The organism is Candidatus Methylospira mobilis (assembly GCF_009498235.1).
In the GTDB taxonomy this organism is placed as follows: Bacteria; Pseudomonadota; Gammaproteobacteria; order Methylococcales; family Methylococcaceae; genus Methylospira; species Methylospira mobilis.
Genome location: NZ_CP044205.1, coordinates 2339519 through 2360332, shown reverse-complemented (window position 1 = coordinate 2360332; position 20814 = coordinate 2339519). Strand labels below are relative to the sequence as shown.

At 52.9% G+C, this 20814-nt stretch carries 15 protein-coding genes; 2 read left to right on the top strand and 13 right to left on the bottom strand.

Features of this window, described 5'->3' with window-relative positions:
- Positions 1–3: 3 nt before the first annotated feature.
- From F6R98_RS10575 to F6R98_RS10535, 9 genes are all read right to left on the bottom strand, one after another.
- Entirely contained in the window at positions 4–696 is a 693-nt protein-coding gene (locus F6R98_RS10575; RefSeq protein WP_228124828.1) for a hypothetical protein, read from the bottom strand.
- Positions 697–701: 5 nt separating this feature from the next.
- Entirely contained in the window at positions 702–2342 is a 1641-nt protein-coding gene (locus F6R98_RS10570; RefSeq protein WP_153248988.1) for a hypothetical protein, read from the bottom strand.
- A 3-nt stretch (positions 2343–2345) separates the two neighbouring features.
- The gene (locus F6R98_RS10565) at positions 2346–2765 is read right to left on the bottom strand and encodes a hypothetical protein (RefSeq protein WP_153248987.1); all 420 of its coding nucleotides are present in this window, start codon (positions 2763–2765) and stop codon (positions 2346–2348) included.
- 13 nt (positions 2766–2778) lie between these two features.
- Complete coding sequence (locus tag F6R98_RS10560) at positions 2779–4494, bottom strand: hypothetical protein (RefSeq protein ID WP_153248986.1); 1716 nt, start codon at positions 4492–4494, stop codon at positions 2779–2781.
- Positions 4495–4766: 272 nt separating this feature from the next.
- The gene (locus F6R98_RS22750) at positions 4767–5261 is read right to left on the bottom strand and encodes an adenylyltransferase/cytidyltransferase family protein (RefSeq protein ID WP_153248985.1); all 495 of its coding nucleotides are present in this window, start codon (positions 5259–5261) and stop codon (positions 4767–4769) included.
- Positions 5258–6313: a hypothetical protein gene (locus tag F6R98_RS10550; RefSeq protein WP_153248984.1), complete on the bottom strand. Its 1056-nt coding sequence runs from the start codon at positions 6311–6313 to the stop codon at positions 5258–5260. The genes F6R98_RS22750 and F6R98_RS10550 overlap by 4 nt, the downstream gene beginning before the upstream one ends.
- Positions 6261–6752, bottom strand: coding sequence for a hypothetical protein (locus F6R98_RS10545; RefSeq protein ID WP_153248983.1), 492 nt, complete (start codon positions 6750–6752; stop codon positions 6261–6263). Before F6R98_RS10545 ends, F6R98_RS10550 begins: the two co-directional genes overlap by 53 nt.
- 229 nt (positions 6753–6981) lie before the next feature.
- Entirely contained in the window at positions 6982–7728 is a 747-nt protein-coding gene (locus tag F6R98_RS10540) for a hypothetical protein (RefSeq protein ID WP_153248982.1), read from the bottom strand.
- 77 nt (positions 7729–7805) lie between these two features.
- Positions 7806–8654, bottom strand: a complete 849-nt coding sequence (locus F6R98_RS10535) for a Shedu immune nuclease family protein (protein WP_153248981.1) — start codon at positions 8652–8654, stop codon at positions 7806–7808.
- A 257-nt stretch (positions 8655–8911) separates the two neighbouring features.
- Here F6R98_RS10535 and F6R98_RS10530 point away from each other — a divergent pair, with 257 nt between their 5' ends.
- Entirely contained in the window at positions 8912–9112 is a 201-nt protein-coding gene (locus F6R98_RS10530; RefSeq protein WP_228125210.1) for a type II toxin-antitoxin system HicA family toxin, read from the top strand.
- A 9-nt stretch (positions 9113–9121) separates the two neighbouring features.
- Positions 9122–9517 carry a type II toxin-antitoxin system HicB family antitoxin gene (locus tag F6R98_RS10525; protein ID WP_153248980.1) on the top strand — a complete coding sequence of 132 codons (396 nt, stop codon included), beginning with the start codon at positions 9122–9124 and terminating at the stop codon, positions 9515–9517.
- A gap of 8 nt (positions 9518–9525) precedes the next feature.
- Here F6R98_RS10525 and F6R98_RS10520 read toward each other — a convergent pair whose 3' ends face one another.
- From F6R98_RS10520 to F6R98_RS10505, 4 genes are all read right to left on the bottom strand, one after another.
- Positions 9526–9939, bottom strand: a complete 414-nt coding sequence (locus tag F6R98_RS10520) for a hypothetical protein (protein WP_153248979.1) — start codon at positions 9937–9939, stop codon at positions 9526–9528.
- A gap of 2 nt (positions 9940–9941) precedes the next feature.
- Positions 9942–16424, bottom strand: coding sequence for an SNF2-related protein (locus tag F6R98_RS10515; protein WP_153248978.1), 6483 nt, complete (start codon positions 16422–16424; stop codon positions 9942–9944).
- Positions 16425–16437: 13 nt separating this feature from the next.
- Positions 16438–20235: a defense against restriction DarA-related protein gene (locus F6R98_RS10510; RefSeq protein ID WP_153248977.1), complete on the bottom strand. Its 3798-nt coding sequence runs from the start codon at positions 20233–20235 to the stop codon at positions 16438–16440.
- A gap of 87 nt (positions 20236–20322) precedes the next feature.
- Entirely contained in the window at positions 20323–20811 is a 489-nt protein-coding gene (locus F6R98_RS10505) for a hypothetical protein (RefSeq protein WP_153248976.1), read from the bottom strand.
- Positions 20812–20814 lie beyond the last annotated feature (3 nt).

The window sequence follows — 20814 nt, the reverse complement described above, 5'->3', positions numbered from 1 at the left end:
CCATTAAACCTTCATCCCAAATTGCCCACGGACGCGCACCGACTTCATCCGGTGCATCTGCGCCGTGGAAGAGTGGCTTTTCATCAGCATTTTGCGCACGGCCACTTTTTGCTTGGCCGATAAATGCACGGTTCCTGAGATGCGCTTGTGTATGCGCACCTTTTTACCGCCGCGAATGGCTACCTTGTTTCTGTAGACGGCATCCAGCGCCGGTTCCTGGCTGACGCCGAACACGAAGCTGTTCAGGTCATCGGAAGCCGCGTCATCGCCATCCGGCAAGGCGCTGGTGACCAGATCCCGGATGCGGTCAGCGGCATCGTCGTCCCAATCGTTCAGCAGCGCGCCGATGTCTTCTTCGTCGGCCCCCTTCGAGGCGAGATAATCCCACGCCGCGTTCAGGGCCATATCCAGCAGATCGGCCTCATCATCAGTGATGTCGCCGTCCTTATTGATATCGGCGATGCCCACGATCAACGCCATCAGGCGATTCGCGGAGGTTTCCCCGGAATCCAGGTCATCGGTTTCGCACCACTGCTGTATGGCTGCCGCCGTTTTTAACGCCACGTCGTTCAACGTGTACTGGTCCGCGCCTTCCAGCTCGGGCGTGTCCGCCGAGTCGACGGTTTTTTCTTCCTTGCAACTGTCCAGCGTTTTGCTGCGCGCCATGGCGCTGCGTAAAATTTCAGTCAAGCTCATGAGTATTACCTGCTTAATGTCTGGGTTACATAGCTCTGGCGGTTTGTTCCGTCATAATGCAGCCAGTATGCATAGTCCATTGTGTCGTAAGGGCGCGCCGCGTTCGGCTGAACCGTAAAACGGAACGCGGAACCGCCCATGGCCGGATCGCTCGACGGGGTAATCCATTTTGCGCCCTGAGCCCCCTCGAACAGATTTTGAAGAAAGTCGGTCATGCGCTTGATGCATACGTCCATCGGCAGTTGCAGCACATCCTTTGCGTAGCGCGTCACGGCATCGTCGATGCTGGTGGACATTTCAACCACGGAAATCAGTTTTTTGAGGACGTTTTCAACCGGAGCGCAGGTCAAGGAGTCTCTGAACACATAGCGCCCACCGCCGGTGTATGTTTCAAAAATCACCGGGTTGATCCTGGCTTTTGCCAGCGCGCTAAGTTCCTGATCGCCAGGGGTGACGACCTGTACCAGCCCGGTGCGCTGTACCGGCCATTCGCGCCCGGCGATAGGGTAGTTTTTAGACGCGAACCCCTTGGAATTGGCCTGCGCGTTACGCAGGCACGACAACGCGATATTAAGCGCCGAGGTTCCAATATAGCCTTTACCGTTCACTCCGGTCGGATCGTCGCTTTTTAGCGGCGCCCAGTACACATGTATCAAGTGAGCCGTTTCAACGGCTTCCAGATTAAGCTGTTCCTTAAACGTAATCGCTTCCTCCACCGTTAAATTTCCGGGTATGTCGAGGCGGAACTGCTTATTGGTGTCGAACGATAATTGAGCCAGCGCCGCAATCAGTCCGATTGATTGCGTGCCGCCCGATGCGATGTAGGCATAACCCAATTGCGTGCGCTGCAGTTTATCACGCGCATTATGGTAGTCTTGAGTGCTGTACGCCTTGCCCCCTTCATCGAAACACATCAGCAAGTCCGACTTAACCCATTTCTCCTTGCCCGCCGCGTCGTATCCATAGGCATTCGAGGTGATGGCGATCGCGGTGGTTGCGCCAACTTCGATTTCCACCGCGTCGGTTATCCCGGACACGACATCCGGCAAAAACGCTGAATTCCCGAAATCATCGCGGGCGGCGGGATCTAGCGATCCACGGAACTCATAGAGCAATATGTCGGCAGAATCGAATATTCTCAGCGTTATCTTGCTATTCTCGGTCAGCACCCCGCCAGAGCGAGATTCATCGGCATGAAACGCCAGTTTAATGCCGTCGTTATGGCACTCCAGATGCTTGATGGCGAGCAGGTAGGGCGGCGCCGGATCGATGGCGGATACCGAAAACGCCGGGGCATCGGGAGCGGAATCGGGCAGCGTGACCACAGCCCATTTGATAACCGCCGCATTCGTTATCAGGCGCTGCACTATGGCGTTGTAAGCGCCACGGTTCACCGCCTCCCATACCTGAACCCACGCTTCGTTCAGCGCGGACAGGCGAATCGACTCGCCGCTGCCCAGCTTTTTGCCGATGTTCCCGCTATTGACGGCAAACGGCTTGTCGATGCGTCCACGGGTGGCGCGCATGGCGACGGCGAAGGTCTGGTCCGCGTTGTCCAGCGTTGGGAGTTCCGACTCGTCCCTCAGCGGGTTGAGCTGGACTCCCGATTCCGAACCCAATTGACGAGTAAAAGCCACTCCGGTCATGGGTTATGCTCCTTGCTTGGAATTGGGATCGGATGCGTTATGCGTGGACGCATCCGCCCCGGAATTCGCTGGTTTTTTGGCTCGACTCTTTGTTTCGGTTGCATCCGCGCCGGCTGCGCCGTCCGCGGCCGGGTCCGCATGCCCCTCCTCGATGGTCACGATTTTCTGGTAACCGTTGAGCGCCGCGATTTGCTCGATGCTGGATACCGCGCGATGAAACGCATCCTCATTGCGTATGGTGGCGAACGTTCTCTTCGACGCGGGCAAATAGACCCCGATTTCCGGCAGCGCGATAGCGCGTTGCAGGTGGCTTTCAATCGTTACATCCAGCGGGTAACCAGCTCCTTCAAACGCTTCTTTCAACGCGTCGTTTGCGCTTTTTTCACCGGATACCGGCGCGCCAATTTCAATGATTCTTGACATGATCGCCTCGATATTAGGTCAGGTTGTAGACGTCGATCATCGCGCAGCCCATGGAAGACGGGCAGTGCGGATTGACTGAGGTAAAGTTGCGCGCGTAGAACGCGGCCCCGGTTTTCATGTCGGAATTGACCGCCAACGGTATAACCTGGGGCGCCACGGCGTCGCCCAGCACAAACGGGTTGCGCGTGACGTCGGTTGCGCGTCCGATGCACAAAACCTGAGCGGTTTGCGTGCCATTGACGATCGCTTCCTTCACGCCCTTGGGCGCGTAATACACATCGAAACGGCCAAACAGACGCCCAACGCGGTAAATGCCCGGACGAGCGGGTAGCCCTGACGGCACGAAAATGTCGCTCGGCATCGACAACAGCATGGACGCCATGAACTTACCCACGTACAAGTGGGTGATACCGTGGTTCATGGTGTCGTTCGCCATTTGCTGATCGGCGACGCCCAGCGGGGTGGCGAAGTCCTGTAGGATTTGAGAGCGGGTCTTTTGCAGGCTTTCGCCGCCATTATTGGTCGCCCAATTGAAATCGAATTGCGTGTGGTTGTTGACCGCCAAGCGCCGCGCCATGGCCAGCACCTTGTAATGGCGCTCGTTGGCGAATTGCTGCTGAATGCCGATCACGCTTTCGCCGTAAGGGTCCAGCCCCAATTCGTTCGACATCTGGGTACGGCTGTCGATGGTCTGTTGCGTGAACACGCGCCAGGGGCTGGCGTGCAGCTTGAAAATGTTGACCGCCGTTATAATCCGCGGCGTCAGCTCAGGGCTCCGTTCATAGTCGATAAAGCCTTCGACAATGACCGATACATCGCTGGTGTTGGGGATAGCTGGCGTGGTCGCCAGCGTCACCACGCCGGTATCGGAATTAATGGTTCCCGATATGGCGTAGCTGGTTCCCGCAACGATCGCGGTACCGCTGATGGGCGAATTGCCGCTACCGGTGTTATCGACTTCGCGCGCGGCCACCTTGCCGTTCACGTAGACGATAGTTGTGCCGCGCAACAGCTTTGGCGCTACCGCCGTGTCGCTTTGATCGCAATGCTCATCGTCTGTTTGGATTGTCGTCAGTTTCGCGGTAGCCGCGCCCTGACTGTTGATATCCAGTTTATGAATCCGCGACGAGGTGATAAAGACTTCGCCGCTGGCGATCCCATCCAGAATGGCGTTTTCGAGATAGCCGCCGTAGGTGCTGCCGGCCTGATGTTGCATGATCGCCAGACGCGCTTCATTCGAACCGATGTCCGCCGGCAGGTAATGCGCGAACGGGATCGCCTCCGCCATTATCGAAAGAATGGCGACAACGGCGCGATTGGGCTGCAGGCTCAGCTCGTCCATGTGGTTGCTGTTCGCCGAGTCCAGCGCCGGAAGCTGATTTATTCGGCGCGCCTCATTCGTGGTTCCGTAAGCGGCATGTATCGCCTGCTCCAGAATGTCAGCCGGAACCGAGCAGCCGTGCGCTGTTTCATAGTTATTGATGCCATCGAGAATGGCTCGGGTAACGACATCGCTCCCCTTCTCGCCGACTTCATCGTAAACCGCTTGCAGGTTGTCGGGAACCTTGATTCCTGTGTTTTGGTTGGTGACATTAGACAGGAAGTCGTAGGTTGCCGCAGAGTCGAATGTTCCCTGCTGGTTAAAAGCGTTTTCCCGCAACCCCTGGGTGAACGCATCCACCTCGGCGGTTGATTTACGGGAGTATTGGTGCTTGATTTTATTGGGCATATCGATCTCGCCAAAAGTTATCAGACTGTGTTCGGCGACGCGCCGAGGTTCAGGTGATAGTTTTGGGTGAGGGTAGGGCGGTTTTTGCGCTGTTTTCCGGTTTTGGTGGGGGCGGGGTGCGGGGTGGTTATTTTTTGCGGGCGCAAAAAAGCCCGCGTGGGGCGGGCTTAAGTTGAGTTAGCGATAAGCTTGTCAGGTGGCGATGATATTGGGCTTCATGCGTGGTTTTTCGCGCAAGTCCGGTGGAATGATGGGTTGGGCATCGATCGAATTCACTTATTTTCAAAGTCACTGCTATCCGAAGAAATTCCAATTAGCCGTGCCATTTTCGTTGTAGATACCCCACTTGTATAAGGAAGCACATCAAGTCGTACTGATAAGTCGTTTAGAAGTTGGGATCGCAGAGCGCTGATTTGGCGGTTGCTTGGAATAAAGTATCTATGCGGTCGAATGATGGGAATTATCTCGTCGGAGGAATTCGTCTTGATAAATAACTCGTCTACAAGGCCTGTCTCTTGTACATGGGCGACCCTTGTGTTGCATTTTTCGTAAGCACGATGACTGCCCTTTCTAATCCGAACCAAGATATCGGCGTCTACACCGACAACCAATACATCCACAGCCAGTTTGCATGCGTTTAGATAGTTGAGATGCCCTTGATGAAAAAGATCAAAGACTCCGCTTGTGTAACCTATAATTGCTCCTGTCCTGCGCTCATCTAGCCGACATAAGAGCGATGCAACATCCTCTGCGAGATGGGGGGTCATTGCGCTCTCAGCAAAAATGTCGAAGCAATTGCTGCATCAGAGAGACGATAGGTTCCCACATAAACAGAAAGGGGCGCAGCCGTGGTACGAAGCTTGGCAATGAGAGGGGTTAATGTTCTGGAGATCGCATCATCTCGAGATAGGCCACCACTACCGAGTCCAAATATTGGTAGAAAAAAGGAAGAATACTGTTGTACGTTGCAATGTTTGATAACAAAATCGATTACTTCTCGGTTCGCAGATTCCTCTACGATATTTAATCCTGAGTCACGTTTTTCAAGTGTGATTGCATGAACTATGGATTTGATGCCGCGACGTTTGGCATTAAATGGGGGAGAGACTATGCATTGCCCCAATCTGTATGGTCCCTTGTGATGCTGATTCGATTTCCATTGGATGGTGTGATTAAGCAGATGGTCGGCGCTTAGTGTTCCATCGCTGTTATATGAAGCGGCAAGTCGCCTAATTCTTCCTGAAACAGAAGTGCCGTTAATACTTCCAAGATGTAGATCTCTATTCTCTGAGGTAATGACCACATCAATGTTTGACATTGCCAATACCGACCCGCAGTAGCAATAAACTTGCGCCTGCCCAATTGAGATAGGACCACTGAGCGATTTTGTGTCTACAAGTGATTCCCGTTGTTGCGTTGAATGCCTTTGCGATATAGATCCAAACAAAAAGGATAACAAGAGAAAAATCGAACCTGATGCGATAGATGGAAGTGGGCCGGTGCATCCTGGATTGTCCAAGGGCGCAATGAGACCTTCAACGGCTTGTTGCCAAAATGGGGTGATGAAGGCTCCGCCACTGATGAGCAGTGCTGTTATCGCAAGCTTCGAGTAGACCGTATGCGGCCGCGTCAGGCGCTTGAGTGCAATATCTAGCGCCAAGCCAAGAATAAATGGCACGATCCTCATCATGATGCCCAACAACGTAAAAGTGAGGGGCTGCGCGCTTTTGCGCAGCCCCTCTCGACTGAAGGGTTGGGCATCGGGTTCACGTAAACGTTGCCTTTGCTTCGGCTTCGAATTGGCGATTGTCAAAGCCATCGAGTTCGAGACCAAATGCGTGGATGAACGGGCGCAACTTCTTGTCTGCCTTTTGAACATTAGCGCGCAGGCTTCGAATTTCCTTAAGCAGCGATGCCCTCGTTTCTGCTTGGGGAAGTTTCTCTGCGTTGTCTATCAATATGCGATGGATAAGTGTGTTGCGTGAAGCGAGAGCAACTTCCAAGGCTTTTTCGATACCGTCGCTTACGTTGGCCTTTTTCTTCAGCATGGCAATTAGCTGGCCTGCCGTTTTCTTGTCTTGGTTCTCCAAAATTAGAGCAACCTTTTGAGGGTCGAGAGTTATGCTATCGAGTCTGGCAAGATGAAAGAGCAGAAGCGTTAGGCCGTACTCGAAAGTCTGGCAATCCATCAATGCGTTGCCAGCTTCGATGAATAATGGTTCTAGTAGAGCCTTCTTCCGCGTATCAAATTCGCTCATCGTTCGCGCCTCAGTATCAAGATGACCAACGCAAAGTTGAGCGGTACGCGCAAAAACTGTGGTAAGTAGGCTGATCGTCAAGCGCGTCCGCTTCGAACGCTTCGTTAGGCCGTGGCACAACAAACGAGACTGAGTCTAGCGCCGAAGTGGGTGCTTTTTTTGTTAATCCAAGACAGAAAACAAGGCAGAATCCAGCGTAGATCATAAATCTCTCAAGCATAGTGACTGGTCAAAATGTATCTATTACTATCGCTCGAAGGACTGCAAACAATATCAATGTAATTAATAATGCCTGCACATCTACACATGAAGAAAAAAAACCAAAAGGCAAAAGAGTTAATAATATAGTTAAAGTTACAGTTATACCGGAATACAAGATTAACTTGAAAAGAATATTGCGCTCAATTAACTTCTTTTGCTCTGTCGAGTAGTTGCTGTAATTCTTGTCTTCACATTTTACAATGAAAATAATTGTTTTCCATAAATCCACAAACCAAAATGATGCCCACCATGCGAAAACCAAGGTAATTGCAGTGTACAAGGATAGCTTTAGGTGGCTTGGTATATTTTGGTCTTGTATTTTTATAATGGAAAAAAATGCTATCGATGCAATAATTATTATTATGGCCAGATTATAATGCCTCCATCCCCAGTAAACCTGCCTGCGATAAAACTTTAGTTCTTTCTGGTTGGTTATGGGGTCATCAAAATGCAGTGAATTGGTCAAGCAATCGCCGCATTTAAATAGTAGCATTAATGCTAGAAATAAATAAACAAGAGTGATCAATAAAGGTGAGGTTAGAGGGGTGGTAGCCAAAATTATGGCTATAGCTGCAATACTAAACCCGGAAATTACGGAAGCATTTTGAACGGAGCTAGATACTGCTTGTCGGCTGGGCGACTCAAAAACAATCTCCGCTAAGTGAGGTCCCCAAAGAAACTTCATGTAATTTTTGATTGTATTATCGTGAGACATAGATCTTTCCTTGGTCTTCATTGCTAAACAGCTCATTTGAATGATGGCCTGTTGCGACTAAAGTAAATTATACACCTTTATTTAGAGTAAAAAGAGTGCCGTCCTTTATTTAGCTCTTGGTTTCTTGTCGATTCTGCAAATTTGACGTTGTAGGTGAGCAAGTCACCCTTGCTCCACTTGTCCATTTCGTATCCAGCAGCCTTTAAGCGCCCAAACTCGTCGGAGCTTAGGGATAGACGGTCAGGCCCCACATACGAAAGAATTTGTGTCGGCTCGAAATGCATATGCTTGAAAGCGTATTGCGCGCCCGTGAGGCGCAGCACAAGCTTCTTATAGCGCTGATCGTTTCTGTACCAGTCAATCAGTTGGTCAAATGTTAAAAGGTCGATCCCAGTTTCATCAATGAGTCCTCTAAAGTGTTTCTTCCGTTCCACGCTTAGGTTTTTGTCTTCGGATCGGCCAATGATGAGTTGGAAGTGAAACTCGATGGGGTTCCGCCTCATGTTTATTGGTTGTAGCAACGGGTCAAGGCGACGAATTACTTCGGCTTTGTTTTCATCAAGGTAGTGTTTCCAACTTCTTACCTGATTCAACGCTGCATTGAACTCTGCTGAAGTATTCGTTTTCTTAACGTCACTGGTAAAGATGCGCTTATCCGGAGACTCCAATTCGACAAGGGTTACTCTCCAAACGTCAGAACTTTTTGTGATGTAGACGTAGTCTGTAGTCAGTTCAGTACCAAGTGGGAACTTGGACACTACAGATTGAAAATGGAGATGGTGGTTCAAGCGGTTCGGAATCGGAATCAGCTCTGTGTGTTGCTCAAGAAAGTCCTGTACAACCTGCTCCTTCTGGCGTCCCGGGGAGGGGGGCTCACAAAGGATTTGTTTGAATTTTTCGATCAGGGCTTCATCTATAGTTTGCATTCGTGCAAATCCCTAAGGGGCATAACGAAAAATTCGCCCACCTATATGACGCAAAACTTTGCCTCATATCGGCGGCTATTGTGATTATTGCGGTAAACGGTTGAAGCGGCTGTCCCTGCACGGCTTATGTTTCCTGATTGCTCACCGGCATTATAGCCCTGCGCCGTGCATCGGCGTAACTGTAAAAATTGACAGGTTGACAGTGGTAATCTTCCGGTAGCCGCGTCCCTGTCAAATACATTGTCAATTACTGACTGGTGGTTATAATAACCACCAGGGACAGCAAGCAAGTCATCAAGCGCCTGGAGTCGGAAGGCTGGTATCTGGATAGAGTCAGAGGTTCGCACCATCAATTCAAGCATCCGACAAATCCGGGCCGGGTGACTGTAAAGCACCCTGACAGCGACATCCCTGCCGGTGCGCTACGCAGCATCGAGAAACAGGCGGGGTGGAAATAGGAGTTTATTATGCGCTTTCCCGTGGTATTGCATACCGATGACGGCGTGCGTTTTGGCGTTACCGTTCCCGATCTTCCCGGATGTTTTTCGGCGGGCGACACCTTCGACGACGCCCTGAACAGTGTGGCGGAAGCTATTGACCTGCACCTTGAAGGCATGACCGACGACGATGAGGAAATTCCGGTTCCGCGACCGATCGCCGAGCATAGGCTAAACCCTGACTTCGAGGGCGGCGTATGGGCCTTGGTCGACGTAGATACCGCGCGTTTCGATGGGCGTTCCGAAAAAATTAATATCACCCTGCCGCGCCGACTGCTGGCGAAGATTGACGATTACGCCCGCGCCCATCACTCTACCCGGAGTGGATTTCTGGCGGATGCCGCCCGTTTAGCGATGGGTAAGTGAGTCCAAAATCAACCGCTTTTAATCAGCGCCTCAAGAAACGGGTCTATGGTGACGCATTCGGTCATATTGCCCTCGGCGTCTTCAAGCATCACGGTGTTGGTGGGTAGTTCCAGACCGCCGAACCGGCTTTCCTGCATGGCCCAGGACGCCACGCAGACATAGTCATCGCCGGTCAGCGCCTGATTGATTTTTTCCAGCCACTCCAGATCTACAAAATCATCAATGCCGGGTACTTCGTACTTGAGCATGATCGACTTCAGCGCCCACCAGTACGGACCGAAATAGCGGTAATGCTGCGGCCTTTTCTTGATGATTTTGCCCAGATTGGTGACATATTTCTTGACGAACTCAGCCGAGCTTTTATTGCTGTTCAGCGCTTCGAACAGGGCGTCTTGTAAATCGTCTTTGCTGTAGAGTCTCATGCTTAAAATCTCGCGTATTGGATCAAGTCGCCTTCTTCGATATCGAAGCCCGAATCCCGCTTGACGGCGCTGATTTCATATTCCTTAGCCGCCCAGGTTTTACCCAGCGATCGGACGACAAATCCATTCAGTTCATCGCCAACGGCTATTTTGTCGGCAGGAACTTTCAGCTTTTCCGGAGCGTCCCTGTTGGTCTCGATCACCGGCGCGTCCTGATCGTTGAGTATAACGGAAACGATATCGTCGAGCTTATGGGAGGAGGGCATATACCACCATGCGCCGCTGAACTTTGTCGATATATCGGCGGCGAATTGCGCGCCATAGGCGCTTTTCAGCCGCTCCTTGGCGGCGTACAGCAATCCTTGCTTGCCATTCGAGTCCTGCAACAGCAGCAGCGAGAAGGCCGGCCAATTGCTCCGCTTAATGTAGACCGATTCGGTGTTGTACAGGGCGGTGATGCCTTTTTCCGAGAGCTTTAGCGCAATACCCTCTGGAATCTCTTTGTAGTCCGGGCTGGATTTAATCGCTTCGGCGGCTTTCTGGTTGGCCTCGTCCTGGCGTCTCCGGGACTCGGCTTCGTAGGCCGCAATCTTGTCCGCCATGAATGTTCGCACCCAATCCATTATCTCCTGTACATTGTCGCCTGGTATCTTTGCAGTATATTCGCGCCAATTATTGGCTACGAACCACTTGTTGCGCTCGATGAACTGGTATTCATCCATGCCCCTGGATTGAACGTCGGCCTCAAAAATGGCTTGCGCCTGACGCAACACGTCTTCCTGCGTCGCCATTTCTGCATATTGCTGAATGGCGGCATTCCAATCCTCGCCGAACAGGGTTTCCATAATCGGGCCGCCGTAGTCCGTGCCATAAACAGTGATGTTGCGGTAGTAATCCTTGACCACTTGGCGCTTAATGGCCTCGCTGCCGCCATCCGGCCAGACGAAGCGGGCATCCACCAGGGAACGATAACTGGAGCTTTCCCTGGTCAGTGTTACCGTGCCGTCCCCCAGATCGGCGATATAGTATTCCCTATAGGCCAGTTTGATTTGATCCTTGAACTTGTCGTAGGTGGCAAACCCCAACCCGATGACATCCTTCAGCGTTAGGTTATTGGCGAGTTTGTTCGCCAAGTCCCATTCCTCAATCGTCATGGATACCGGCTTCAGCTCGTAGTTGTGCAGATCGTTCAGACTGATGGGCCGCGAGCTGTAATTTTCTCTCTTGGGCTTGAAGGTGATGGTGCGCGCCGATGCGTCAATGGCTTCAACCAGATTTAGGCCTTTGGTCAATTTGCGGTCACGGTCGTACTTCGCGTCTTTAATGTCGAACACCATGCCCGGCTTTATTATCCGGCCATCGTTGGTAACCAGCACCGATTCCGGATTGTCGACAGCGCCCGCATCAAAGGGTAGTTCGCCTGCTGCCGCCTTGGCTTTCAGGAATACGGTTTTTTGTTTCACTGTCGCCGATGCGCTTTCCTCGATAGCCAGATAACGGGCGTCCAGGGTATCGAGCTTTTTTTGCTGCAGGGACTGCTTGCGCCTACTATCGGAGCGGTCTTTACGGGCTTCCTCGCCATCATCTTCCTCAAGCGCGGCAATGCGCGCCGCCAGTTTCGCCAGCTCCGCTTCTATCTTGGTCTTTTCGTCCGATTTCCAGCCATCCAGCAATGCGAGTTTGCGCCGCGCCTCTATGAGCTGGTTCAGGTTGATGACCATGGCTTTGTCGGATTTAGCCCGTTTTGCGGCTTCGCGCTTGGCTTTTGCTTCCTCCATGCGCGCCTTGGCCTCTTCCGGGTTATCGGACAGCAGCACCATGACATCCTCCGCCGACAGGTGGCCGTCGCCCTTGGATTCCATGTTCGATTCGGTGCCGCGCAGCACATCGTTAATCCAGTTGCCTTTCTTATTGATCAGGTTCAGGCGGAACAGATCGAACGATCCTTTCCCTATGTAGTAGTAGATATTGACCGTCGCCGCAGTGTTGCCTTGCCGGACGCCGCGGCCATTGCGCTGCTGCATGCTGGCCGGAACCCAGGGGAACGTCAGGTGATGAATCGCCGTCGTGCCTTTTTGCAGGTTGACGCCGACCTCCGCTTTCTTGTTGGCGATAACAATCTTGATCTTGCCGGCGTTGTAGCTGTCTGAAATGCGCTGTAGCTTTTCGCCGGAGGCATCCGTGGCGTTGATAATGCCGATGTTCTCCAGCGTAATGGGCAGGTGATGCACGATGACCCGGGCCAGCTTCCGGTGCTGGGTTTTTTCCTCGATGAAAATTAGCTGCTTTCCGCCAACATCCAGTTCCTTTTTCAGGTTCTTCAGCAGTTCGGCATATTTTGGCGTGATCGGGTGCGCCACTTCATCTTCCGGGATGCCGACCTTCTGCATGGCGGCCACCATGTCCTCTTCGCCGGCGTCGGTCATGACCACCACCAGTTTGCCGTCTTTTTCGGTGAGCGTGTACTCTAACGGCACCGTCATGACCACATCTCTTTCCTTGTCGGCGTCGTACTCCTTGCGCTGTACCGTTTTCGGCATCATCGCCAGCGCTTTTTCCAGCGCTTCCTTGTGCGCGGGCGCGAAGATGAAGGTGATCTGCTTGTAATACATGTCCAGATCGGTGGTGGTTCTGTCCATGTCGCGGATGATAGAGAACAGCGGTCGTACCGTTTCACGCTCCTCTTTCTTGGGAGACGATGCCGTCTTGGCCTCGGCGCGCAGCGCCACATAGATACCCTGCTGTTCCTCGGATAGCTCAACGGTTGATTGGGTTTCTTCGATGCCGGGGAGGGGAAGGTTTACGTCCTCGGCATTTTTAATAATCGCGTACTTGTGGAACAGCGAACGCAGGCCATCCAGATTCTGGAAGCCGACCATCGCGTCGACGTTACCCACGTCTCCGGAAACCTTGAGCTTCTCGATCTGTTGCACATCGGCGAACACGCGCACGAAATCATCGGGTGTGTAGACGCCAAACTGCTCGAATTCCTCTGCCGGAATCAGGAATGACAACATGTTGTAGATTTCAAGCGGGCTGTTGGTAACCGGGGTGGCCGTCAGCAACACAACGCCGCGCCCGCCGTTCATTTCGCGGATATGCGCCAGTTTCAACGACAGGTCGATGGCGCGTTGCGATGGGTCGGGCGTTGGCAGATAAGCGATGCGGCTCGCTTCCTTGCCCGGCTTGAAGGCGTTTTTATAAAAATGCGCCTCATCGGGCATGACGGTATCAAACCCCATGTCCTCGAAATACGGGTATGCGTCCTGTTTGCGCGTGCCTTCGTCGGAGTATTTCTGCTCCATGCGGTCTTGATTCTGCGCGTCGGCATATGACAGCTTGCCCGGATTTGCGGACATCAGCTTGTCGGCATCCCCGGCGCTCATCAGCTCCCGCGACAGCATTTCTTCGGTGTATTTCTTTTTGGTCTGCTGCTTGACCGGTATCATGCCGAAGCGGGAATGCGACATGATCACCAGCGACAAGTCGGACTGCGGAATGCTGTGCATTTTCGCCCAGATGGTTTCCGCGTCGTCCTTGGTCAAGACATCCTGGTATATGGGTTCTCCGTTGAGCAGCTTCGGATTGCCTTGTTCGTCGACAATCGCCTCACGTTGCGCAGTGCCATCCTTGTTTGTTTTCGGCGACATGCCGACAACCAGCATGCGTGAGGTATCCTTATAGAACGCCTTGTGTTCGTGATACCAGTTTGCCAACACCGAGTCAGGAACAACAATGCAGGTGCGCTTGGAACGCCCCATCTGCTCGTTGTAGGCTTGCAGCGCCAGGGAGGTAAAGGTTTTTCCCAGGCCCACGTCGAAACCAAGAATCCCTTTTCCTTCACGCGACAGTCGGCGAATGGCTTCATTCTGGTAGGTATGCGGCTTAATTCTGTCGCCCAGATTGGTCAGCCCCAGGTCGCTACAGGAGTAGCTGAAATCGACATAGCCGTTAAACTTTTCATTGTACTGATTGGTCAGGTCTTCGCTGTTCGGGTGCGACTTCATGAAGGCGTCGAATTGATCCTCCAGCGCCTTGATGGCGTCCTTGTAATCCGAGACCTTGACGCCGCCCATTACCGGCTTTTCGTTCAGGTAATTGACGATTTGCGGTATCAGTCCGCCACCGGTTCCCCGGGAAACGAATTCACCACGTTCTTCGTCGTACTGAATCGTAACCTTAAACCCATTGGCATGCAGGAATTCAATCACGTAGTTTTTCTGATCGAACCACTTTTGCCTCATGCGGAAGGTAATGTCTTCGGTCGGCGTTTTGCGGCGCTTGGCGTCGATGCTTTCGATCTGGCGCTTGTATTGCTCGATAATGCGCGGATCTTTCTCCGATAGCATCGCTTCGCGCATTGCCCGGAGTTTGGGGAATACATCGCCCGAGCAATATTGATCGAATGGGTAGATGAAACCATCGGGCGACACGGCCAGCCCCGGTATTTTGGTGATGTCGCCCAGGTCTTCCATCATGGCTTCTCCGTCGTACATCGACAGCACCGTACTGAGTTCTACCGGGTCCTGGTTCTGCTCAAACAGATAGGTGACGATCGATACCGGATCGGCGGAATTAAATTCCGCTGTTTCCTGGCGAATGGTCCCGGTTTCCAGTAGCGGCGAGAAGTTACCCGCCTCATCCACCGAGTTGATGAACAATCCTAAACGCTTCGATTCCTTGCCGGCCACGGTCAGGCCGGTAACGCTGTTGGGGTGTCCGTATTTAACGATCTCATGCAGGATCAATTCTTTCAGTTCGGCCAGATCACTTGCGTCATCGCTGCCGCTGTTCAGGTACGACTCGATCCTGGCGCCGATTACCGCGCCGCGAAATGCCCGCCATTGGTTGTCATCCGACTGCAAGCGAGAAAAATTTAGCGCGTCCTTGACATGTTGCGGCACGAGGTTGGGAAACGCATCGCATGCCGCTTCGATATTTCCCCAGCCCAACGACAGGATGCCGGAATCCGATTGCATGATGGACTCCAGCGCGTCCAACGAGTCAACGCCGTAAATAGTCGTATCCAGCTCGGTTTTGCTTTCGGTGTAGGCTATCTTTACCCACGCGCCGCCCTGCATTTCGTAATCAATGCCATTGATCTCCTTGCGGTCGCCGTCTATGTAGTTGCGGACAATCGGTTCGGCGCTATCCAGCATCTCCCAATCAATGCGAGAGTGGAATTTAACCGCAAGCGCGCGCTTTAGCGCCTCATCGGTCATGTTTTCGCCGGCGATAACCTTGTCCGAGTCGCGGAACTTGGTCGGGTCTTTGGGTACGAACTCGCCCTTGATGTAGCGCTTTCCTTCGCCTTGCCAGTAGCGGCCCTCGATGAACTCCGCCCAAACCACGTTGGCCGCGGTCAATGTGTCGAACGGCAGGTTATCCACTTGCGCGAGAAAATCGGCGCCATGCTTGCGCATCACCAGCACGTCGACCACGACATCGGTGCCTTGCTTCGAAAACGTCTTGGATGGCAGCTTGTGACCGCCCAGGAATTCGGCTTTCTTGCTGATGGCAATACGAAACTTCTCCCAAGCCTTGCCCTTTGCCTGAATGATATTCACCGGCACAACCAGGCAGATGAGTCCGCCCGGCCTAACCTTGTCAATCACGCGCTGCACGAAATAGCGCTCGATCAGCTTTTCGGATTTGTAGGGCGGGTCATCGTGCGCGCTCGGGCCTCGGGCGTTGCCAAAGGGTACGTTTCCGATCACGGCGTCAAAGCTGTTATCGGGCGATGACGCGGCCAGATACTCGAATGACTGGTTAGATACCACGTCCCCAGGGTTCAAGATCTGCGCAACAGTGGCGCTGGTCTGGTCGATCTCGGTACCTGTGGCAATGACGCCGCTGGGCTTGGTAGCCAGAAATACACCGGCGCCGGTGGCCGGTTCCAGAGCGTTGCCATTTTCAAAGCCATTGGCTTTAAGCGCGTCCCACACCCCTTCGGCAACATGGGGCGGGGTGTAATACTCGTGCTGGGAGTTGATCGTCAACCCACCCTTGCCGGAATATTGCTTGAGCAGCGCTATTTCATCGTCGGTCAGCGTCGCAGGGTTTCTGCCGGCGCGAATCTGGTCGGTTATGGCCGACACCTGCGCGTTGATCTTTTCACGGGTCTTGACGCCACTTGCTTGCAGGCCGAATTGAACGGTCTCCACGGGGGCGTCATGGGCTTCCTGAATTGGTTCAGGTTGCTGGGGCGCTGTATCTGGCTCCAAAGCCAGAGCTTGATTCTGTTGTCCGCCCAGCTCCATGCGAATCTTGCCAAGCCGGGTAGTAAGCCCAAGGCGCTTCATGGCGTCCATTGCCGAATCACCCAGCCCAGCAATTTCCTTGCGTACTTTTCCCAGCTCGGTGGTCAGCTTCAGTTGCTCAATTGGGTTGGTAACGGCATCCAAGACGGGGCAGGGCGGGGCGGCGGCATCAAGCGCGCTCCTTCTTGTGGCGATTGCGCCGAAAAGCTTTTCTAATAGTGACATCGCCAGCGCTCCCTTATGCCGTGGCCGCCATCATGGCGGCGGTGTAGGCATTCACAGCCCGGTTGAACAATTCCATGAACTCCGCGTTGTCCTGATTGCGCTCGAATGTGGCGGCCATCTGTTCGCCGAGTTCGGGAGAAAGGATATCGGCTACGGTCCCATCTATGACGGAGTGAAGCAGGGCTAAGTCTGCTACCAGCTGCGGGTCAGTAGCAATAGCGGGCTGCGTATCTCCAGATTGGGTAGAAAACAGGACGTCAACCATTTCGATGGCATCATCATCGGAATAGACCGCCTCCACGCCGGATGGGAAGACAACGCGCTGATCTCCGGTCGCACCAACGAACACCATCGCCTTGCCATCATTGCCAATGTCGATGCGGCCAACGATCTCTCCGCCCTTCTTGACCTCGCCCACATAGCCGTCTGAGTCGATATCCTGGTCTGTGCCGGAAAACACGCCCCAGTCAACACTGGCTCCGTTGCGTTTGGCCGCTTGATCCATTTCCCTGGCGGTAACAAATGGTGAATAATCCGGCTTTTTCAGGTATTCGGACAGCCATTCCTTGAATTCATCGGTTGCGTTGGCGAATAGGTAGGCGGCGTCGACGGAGCCCGTTTTTCCTCCATCGGCATTCACGTTTTCTCCGCCGCTCTCGCTGGTCAGCTCGATAACGGGTATTTCTGGCGCTGGCTTGGTGGTTTCGTCTCCGGGGTTATCTCCAGAATCATTTTCATCAACTACTTCAGGCGGCTCACCTTCAATAAACAGGTTGAATACCATATGCCCACCACCTACAGCTGAATCCAGCGTATTGGTTATGTCTTCTTCATCGGTGGAAGTTTCAACTTCAAATGTATCGCCAATTTCGTTTTCATCAACAATGAAATCACCGTTGAAATCTGCTGATCCTTCTTCTACAGTGCCATCAAGTTGGTCGCTCGCTAAGCGGGAAGGATACGTTCCCCCGCCGCATGAAGTAGTGACAAGAAGCGGGTCGGAGAAATTCGGCCCGTTTTCTTTTGTGCTATCAAACGTTGCATCGGTATCATGAACGCTATGATCCCAGTGGAATTTACCTTTTTCATCTTCCTTAACGATAAAGCGAACGGCGATGTCCGTACCCTCAAGATTCGCAAGAGATCGCATGTAGTGGTAGGCTATAACACTTCTTTCAATTTCTGGCGCATAGCTGGGTTTGGTATCCAGTTTCTTTCCGATACGAATAAGTTCTTCTAGCGCGGCAACGAGTTTCAACTTGCGTGGGTCTCCGCTCAGGCTTAGCGTTTTATTCATACCGCTTTTGCGAATCTCAACGTCCCCATCCAGAGCGGGGCATGAAACCCACTTTCCAAGCATAGATTCGAAGACCGCTCGCGCCGCCACTCTTAACTCTTTTTTTCCCTCGGGCGTATCGGGGAAATCTCCAATCTCGTTACCAGCTAAGACGATTTTATTTTCAGGTACTTCCGCGCCAACAAGATCAAGCGCAGGCCTTAGCCCACCAAAAGCAGACGCCGCTACGGTAGCCTCAAACGGCTTCCCAGCAACCGCGTTATGCAGGTCGCGCAGTTCTGCCGCAGACATTTTCAGCATCGGCGTCGCTTCTTCCGAGCCATAGGCTTCACGCATCAATTGCTCTGCTTCCGAGATACTGCGCGCATCGCCGTTATCCTTTGCTGCAATCAATGCTAGCATTGCCTCGTTCATCTTGGTAACGATGATCTCTTCCGGGGATAGCTTGGAATATCCATCCTTTAAAACTGCGACGGCAGTGTCTGGCGTTTGTTGACCATCATGTTGCGGCCGCGCTTCCGATAAGGGCGCTTCAGTTACAGGTTCATTGATGTATCCGACATCAATGTCGGATACATCCTGATGATCTGTACCTTCCTGCGCTTCTGGTGTTGGCGATTCCACGGCATTGGTTGTAGGTGGAAGTGCTTCACGGTACGTAACCACAACACCCTCTGAAGGCGTTGATTTCATCGCCCGGTCTTCGGCCTCAACCTTCGCTACCTCAAGCTCATGCAGCTTGGTTTTCAGCTCGGCCTCCAGGCCGACGATTTCAGTTTTAATATCTTCTATGGACTGCATGCGCTCGGCGCGTTGGGCATTGGCCTTGCCGAACAACGCGCTATTTTTCTCGACCAGTCGCATGATGCGCTTACCTACCTCCTTAACGTCCAAGTCCTGGCCTTTTTCGGGCGCCACCACGATGGTGATGTCCTTCTTGTTAAGCAGCCACTTCCATGAAATCAGCTCGTCGGTAGGCGCGATCTTTCTCGGCGTTACATCCGGGTTGTGCAGAAAAACGCTTACCGTTTGCCCGTCGCTCAGTTCGTAGATGACGGCGACATTGGCGACGCCGCGCTGCGTGAACGGATCGCTGATCTGCATCGCGGTTACCTTTACCGCTTGTCCGTAACGATCCATCACCCGCTGCAGCACTGCCATCTTGCGTTCCAGTGACGCATAGGGCGTAACCAGCGCATCGAACGCTGCCAGTCCATCGGCATCCTCAACAATGTCCGTCATGCTGACCGCATCGAAAATAAGCGCGCCATCCACGGAGCGGCGGATGTCGTACAGCACTTTATCGAGCGATGCATCAATGGGCATGGCGTTGCCATCCCAGTAAATTTTCTGGTTCATGGTTTCAAGTCCGGCAAAGGGGAGAAATTCAGGGCGTAGCGGTCGGCTGGTATTGCCGTTTTTAAGCCACCAGCGAAGTTGTTCCAGAGTGGCTGGGATCATGTTTTGCAGGCCTTTCCAGCCGCGCTCATAGCTGTCGAGATACGCCTTGCGCGCACTGTATTCGTCGGGGTAACACAGCATTACTTTATGCTCGTCGAAGCGACCATTGATGAACTGGTTGATGACGTAGGCCATTTCAGAGTAGGGGTAAAAACCGATGAACACGTCAACCGGGTCGCCGTCAGCACCCTTGGTTCCAGAGAAATAGCCGTAGTGTCCGGCGAGACGCGTAGCCCAGCGCTTTCCGGTTTTGGCGTCGATTCCAGTGCGATAGGTGCCGCGCGGCTGCTCTATGGCAATCTTGAACCCGGCAATTTCAACTCGCCCAACCTTGTAGTTACCGGCAGTGCATTGGGCATCGCTGGGCGAGGGCAGGGGGTTATTACCGAACGCGCCTTCGTGGGCGGCGTTTTCGATGTGAAGAAGCGCATCAGCGCTATTGACAGGCGTATTTGCTGAGTCTACAGTTTTTCCTGTAGCAGGGTTAAGGCGAGCTGTGTCATCCTTGGCGTCAAACTTGGTAGTGTCCGTCCTCGTACCAAGACTGCTGCGACCTTTTTCAAAGGAGGTATTGACATTAGACACTAATGAGTCTAATGTTTTTTCGTCGCCGCTCGGGGGAATAGCAGAATCCGGTCTCCCGTTCGCCATGTCTGCCGCTGAAGTATCGGCATGGGTGGCGGCATATCCCTTGATATACGCGGTCAACAACCAATGTCCATTGCGTTGATCGTAATCAACCTGCACAGCTGCCCTCTCACCAGCGTTTCCAGTCAAGTGAATCTTTTTGCCGTGTCGTTGATGAACGTGTAGCGATGAGATAAAACCTTGCAGGTCGCGCAGGACTTCGGGATGCCACCTAAGTATTTTGGCAATGCCGGTTCCTTTCGATCTCGCATCATCTGTCGTTTTTCCCCAGACCAGATCAATATCGCCTATTTCCGGGTGATAGAGCGCAGCCACTGCGATTCCCTTTTGCTCTTTAATTAAGTGGGCAATAGCGGCTTTGGCGTTGTGTTTGAATTGCGTGTAGATCGGCGTGTCGGTAGTCATACCGAAAAGAATATGACGACGACAATGGGGAGCTTTGCGCGGTTTTCCGCTAATTGATGCCCGGTTACAGGCTTATATCTGAGATGATTACCAAGCCGACTGCCCAACCATGTGTAGATCGTCGCGCCGGTTCATGACATAGCGCATGGCGTAAGGCGGGATGTTGATGACGGTCTCGATGCCGACGATCTCGTAGGCCAGTCGGATAAACTCACCCAGCAGCAGGTACACCACATCATGTTTTTTTAGCTGAAGATCTGCGGCGTCATCCTCGGGGACGATCAGAAATCGGTATTCCTCGGTATCGCCGTTGTTTGCGTCCTGTCTGGACATCATCGGGCTGGGCTGGAACGATTCCACCGTCATTGAGTAGCCGTTCGCGATCCACTCCCATGAAATATCTTCCTCATCCTCGGTATCAAGGACGCCGATGCCGCCGAGCGTGGGGATTCCTCCCATCTGTGGGTCGGGGCGATTCACCGCCTTTCTGAATATCTGGCAGTTATAGGCATTCGGGTGATGTTTGATCACCTTGCGCGTCATCTTGTTGATAGCCGTTGGCACATTGCTCAGCATCGG